At 50.7% G+C, this 4,449-nt stretch carries 5 protein-coding genes; 3 read left to right on the top strand and 2 right to left on the bottom strand.

Annotated elements, in window-relative coordinates:
- Positions 1 to 866, top strand: an 866-nt coding sequence (locus tag WBV27_RS07145) for an NAD(P)H-hydrate dehydratase (protein ID WP_424200689.1), incomplete at its 5' end; no start/stop codon positions are given.
- A gap of 294 nt (positions 867 to 1,160) precedes the next feature.
- Here WBV27_RS07145 and WBV27_RS07140 read toward each other — a convergent pair.
- Entirely contained in the window at positions 1,161 to 1,766 is a 606-nt protein-coding gene (locus WBV27_RS07140) for a cob(I)yrinic acid a,c-diamide adenosyltransferase (RefSeq protein WP_424200687.1), read from the bottom strand.
- A gap of 190 nt (positions 1,767 to 1,956) precedes the next feature.
- Between WBV27_RS07140 and WBV27_RS07135 the strand changes: the two genes are divergently transcribed.
- A complete protein-coding gene (locus tag WBV27_RS07135) occupies positions 1,957 to 3,234 on the top strand; it encodes an AI-2E family transporter (RefSeq protein ID WP_424200685.1) in 1,278 nt (425 codons plus the stop codon).
- Between the two features lie 91 nt (positions 3,235 to 3,325).
- Here WBV27_RS07135 and WBV27_RS07130 read toward each other — a convergent pair whose 3' ends face one another.
- Positions 3,326 to 4,048 (bottom strand): hypothetical protein, encoded by a 723-nt coding sequence (locus WBV27_RS07130; RefSeq protein WP_424200683.1) that lies wholly within the window; start codon positions 4,046 to 4,048, stop codon positions 3,326 to 3,328.
- Between the two features lie 229 nt (positions 4,049 to 4,277).
- On the opposite strand from WBV27_RS07130, the gene WBV27_RS07125 reads away from it, so the two are divergent.
- Positions 4,278 to 4,449: NRDE family protein (locus WBV27_RS07125; RefSeq protein ID WP_424200691.1), on the top strand; the 172-nt coding region annotated here is incomplete at its 3' end.

The following is a 4,449-nucleotide window of genomic DNA, read 5'->3' as shown; positions in this document are numbered from 1 at the left end:
TTTCGCTTCCGAGACGCGCGGCCTATTCGAACAAAGGCACTTACGGCCGGGTCGTGATCATCGCCGGATCCGCAAACATGAGCGGGGCTGCCTTCCTTTCGGCAAAAGCCGCCTACCGTACCGGCGCCGGGCTGGTCCAGATCATCACACCGGATGAAAACCGCGCCATCCTTCAGATGCAGCTGCCTGAAGCCATCCTGACGACTTACCAGCCGGACGGATTGGATCAGGAGAGCGAGCGCCTGAAAATCATCGCAGCGTTGTCCTGCGCCGATGCGATCGTCCTCGGACCCGGAATCGGGAAATCCGATGCAGCCCGCAAGGTAGTCGATCTGGTCCTCGAAAACAGCCAGATCCCTCTGATCATCGATGCGGATGCCTTGAACATCCTTTCCGATCGTTTCAACGAAGCCTCTTTGGCGGGGAACGATTCCGGTGCCCGCATCAGCAAAATGGCGCAGACCGTTCCTGAGGGAAGCATCCTTACCCCTCACTTGAAGGAACTGGCGCGTCTTTTGGATAAGGATTTGGCGGAAATAAAAGCGGATCTCTTGGGGACTGCGGACTTTTGTACGGCTGATACGGATCTGACTTTTGTCATGAAGGATGCCCGGACTGTCGTGGCCCATCAGGATGAGCGTTTCATCAACGCTACCGGCAACAACGGCATGGCGACTGGCGGTTCAGGCGATGTCCTCACCGGCATCATCGCCGGCTTGTTGGCTCAAGGCTCGACCCCTTCCGAGGCGGCCAAACTGGGCGTCTACATCCACGGTTTGGCGGGCGATATCACCGCCCAGGAAAAATCCGAATACAGCTTGATGGCTTCTGATCTTATCGAAGCTTTGCCAGCGGTATTGCGCTGATTATTTAATGCGAAATAAACGAAACGCCCAAGGATCCCGGCAGTCTGCTGCTGGAATCCTTGGGCGTTGTTGTTTGGAGCAATGTGTGGGTGCTTCCAGGTGCGGCGGCCTGAGAAGATGATTCCCCCCAAGCAGCTCAGCTCCGGCGAGCGATCTGTTGGCCGGAGGAGACTTATTTCCAGAATGCCGAACTCCGGCGAAGCCGCGTGGACCGGAGGTGACATTTTGGTGGGATTCTCTTCTCCGGCGGAAGTTCTCCTCACCGGAGGAGAACCCGATTCCTGGCCTACCCTATTATTCCGGTTTCGCCTTGGAACACTCCGTATCTCCAGAAATGTGGAACACTTTTTCGCTGCGCTCGTACGGCACGTCAGGAACGCCTTTGCGGGCATTGGCGACCCGGGCCACGACAAACAGATAGTCAGAAAGCCGGTTGATGAACTTCAGGACGAACGGATTCACTTCTTTCGGCTCCGCCTCCATGAAAGTGACGATTCGGCGTTCCGCGTCGCGGGTCGTAGTCCGCAAAATGTGGAACCAGCTTGCCAGTTCCGTTCCGCCCGGTATGATGAAATATTGCGTCTCCTCCGGTTCTTCGCTGTATTTATCGATTTTCTTCTCCAACCAGTCGATGTGATCCTGCACGAGCTTGTACTCCCGGTGCCCTTTCGGACTCGACAGATCCGATGAGCAATCGAACAGCAACTGTTGGATGAGCGCCATGTCCTCCTGGATATCCTCTCCGCAATCGTTTTTCGTGCGGACCAGCCCGAACCAAGAGTTCAGCCCGTCCAGCGCGCCGAAAGCTTCGATTCTTTCGGCATTTTTCGGAAGGGCTTTTCCTCCTCCGATGCGGGTGTTGCCTTTATCGCCGGTGCGTGTATAGATGCTGTGTTTCATATAGTTGTCTCCTTTGGTGTTGTTTCTTGTTCTGTCATTTTAACACAGTCCCTCGTTGCAACCTCAACAGAACAATCGAACGACAGAATTTTCAGAAATAGGACCTTTGCAGTATGGCATTCAAGCGTAACTCTGGTAAACTTAAACCAGAAATACGTTATGCCGACGACGGCGTAAGAAAGGACAGCCTATGCAAAAAAAAGAAACGAAAATAACAATTCCCGAAGATACCCGCCTCATCTCCTTTTTAGGCGGCAAAACAATCATCTTTATACTGTCCATCCTGATCCTGATCAGCGTGCTCATCTTCACAATGGATACCATCTCTTTCATCTTCAAACCGCTTCAGGTCATTTTTTCGACCATCGTGGCACCTGTTATTTTAGCAATCGTCTTCTATTATATCTTCAATCCGATGGTGACTTTCCTTGAAAGAAGAAGGATCAACCGGGGAATGGCGACCTCGCTCGTCTTTGTCCTCTTCATTTTGATGTTGGTCTATGGGGTTGGCCTTTTGGTTCCGATTTTGTCCAGCCAACTAACCAATTTGGTCAATGAATTTCCTACCTACATCGAACAGATGAACGCCTATTTCGACAGACTGCTCGCGAACACTACCTTCAAGGATTATTATGAACAAGCGCAAACTTGGCTGGACAGCACAGTGGGCAGTATCCCTGACCTGATTCTGGCCTGGATCGGCAACTCGAGCGAAAAAATCATGAACATCTTTTCCACCATTTCCAGCGTAGTGGTCGTGACAGTCACTTTCCCTGTCATCCTTTTCTTCATGCTGAAGGACCAAGGAAAGTTCCAACCTTTTGTCATGAAGAACATCCCGCCTGTTTTCCGCGCTGATATCGAAAAGATATCCAGACAGATGTCACTTCAGGTCGGTTCCTATGTACAAGGCCAGCTGCTCGTTGCCTTGAGTCTGGGTGCCTTGTTGATAGTCGGTTATTTGATCATCGGTTTGGATTACGCATTCGTCCTTGCGTTGATCGCTACCTTGACAGCGGTCATCCCATTCATCGGTGCTACCATCGGTGTCATCCCAGCTTTATTCGTGGCTGCCTTCACGTCTCCGACCATGCTCCTGAAAATGGCCGTCGTCTGGGCTTTGGCGCAATTCATCCAAGGCAACATCATCGAACCGAGCATCATGGGGCGGAACTTGAAGATGCATCCGTTGATGATCATCATCGTTTTGCTGATCATGGGCAATCTGCTTGGCTTTATCGGGATGATTTTGGGCGTGCCGCTATTCGCGATGCTGAAGATCCTGCTCGAACATGTCCTCGAGAAATTCAAACAGCGTTACAATCGTTACTTTGGTGAAGTAGCCGGTACATTTGAATTGGTGGAGGATGAGCCTGACTTAGTGGACAGATCCACACCCGTTAAGGATTTCGCGACCGTGGATGTGGCAAGGGATGTTCCGGATAATGATAACCAACCAGAAGAATAGCATCAAAAAAGGTTCGTGACCCTTGCGGGGATCACGAACCTTTTTTCGTAAAGAGTCGTTCAACCATAACAATAATTTGCTTTCAATCAATTCAATAGGTCACTTGCTGATAGTCTGCCGGGATTTCAAAAGCAACCTCCGACACGTTATCGGACAATTCAATGATTTCCAGGACCGATTCGAACGCTTCATCGATCGTCTTGATTTTTTTCAGGTCGGAGCCATCAAAATAGTAGAATATTTGCATACCGCTCTCGGTACGATATTCCTCGTACACCAAGCCGTCTTCCTCGCCGCTGCCGATGTATTCGATGTCATCCACTTCTACCGGTTCGCTTGATTCCGGGATTTCCGGGAGAGTCTCATCCCCTTCAGTCATTGTCTGGGGCATCACGATCACCGTTTTGCTGACATGGTCGATCATGTAGGTATTGCCATCCATCAGGAGCATCACGGTGTCGGTCTCTGCAGTCTTAGAATGCATCGCGGTTCTGTCGCCTGAAATGGTCATCATCGTCTCGGATTCCATCATTTTGCCTTCATATGTTGTCGTGGAACGGAAAGCCATATAGTATGTGCCGCTTTCCATGATGTCGATGTAGCTTTTTGATAGTTTGCCGAGACGATCGCCGACTTCATTGGATTCCGCCGATGCCGTCTCCGTGTCGCTGCTTGCTGTGCTAGTTGCTGAACTGCTCTGTGCGGTCGCTTGAGAGGAACTTTCTTCTTCAGCTGTTTCCTGCGTTTGGCTGCAACTTGCCAGAAAAAGACTGACCAGCAGTACTGTCCAATATGTTTTTCTATCCTTTAGCATCCTAAACAACTCCTTCGAATAGTGTCTATCCTGTCGCTGCATTTCCGATTGGCGCGGCGGCGTTACTCCCATCCTTATTATAGCTCATATCCAGCGCGTTTTGAAATTTGGAATAGACGGTCGACCAGCATTCAGCAGGCCTTGCCCCCACGAGGTTTCTTCACTTCAGCCTCACAGCAGGAGCGTGTTATACTGTTGAAAATAAGATCATTTTTCTGGGGGAATACATATGTGCCTGATTTCAATGCAACTCAGCCAACACGCGTCGTACAAGTTGATGCTCGTGGCCAATCGGGACGAGCAATATGATCGTCCGTCGCTGCCTGCACATTTCTGGCTGGATCATCCCAATATACTTGCCGGGAAAGACTTGAGCGCTCACGGCACCTGGTTGGGGATCA

The sequence above is a fragment of the Trichococcus sp. genome, assembly GCF_049589555.1.
In the GTDB taxonomy this organism is placed as follows: domain Bacteria; phylum Bacillota; class Bacilli; order Lactobacillales; family Aerococcaceae; genus Trichococcus.
The sequence above is the reverse complement of the archived record's forward strand: the minus strand, read 5'-3'. Positions and strand labels throughout refer to the sequence as shown.

Coding starts and splice junctions, on each gene's coding strand:
- WBV27_RS07140 (WP_424200687.1), bottom strand. CDS start 1,766: ATGAAACACAGCATCTATACACGCACCGGCGATAAAGGCAACACCCGC.
- WBV27_RS07135 (WP_424200685.1), top strand. CDS start 1,957: ATGCAAAAAAAAGAAACGAAAATAACAATTCCCGAAGATACCCGCCTC.
- WBV27_RS07130 (WP_424200683.1), bottom strand. CDS start 4,048: ATGCTAAAGGATAGAAAAACATATTGGACAGTACTGCTGGTCAGTCTT.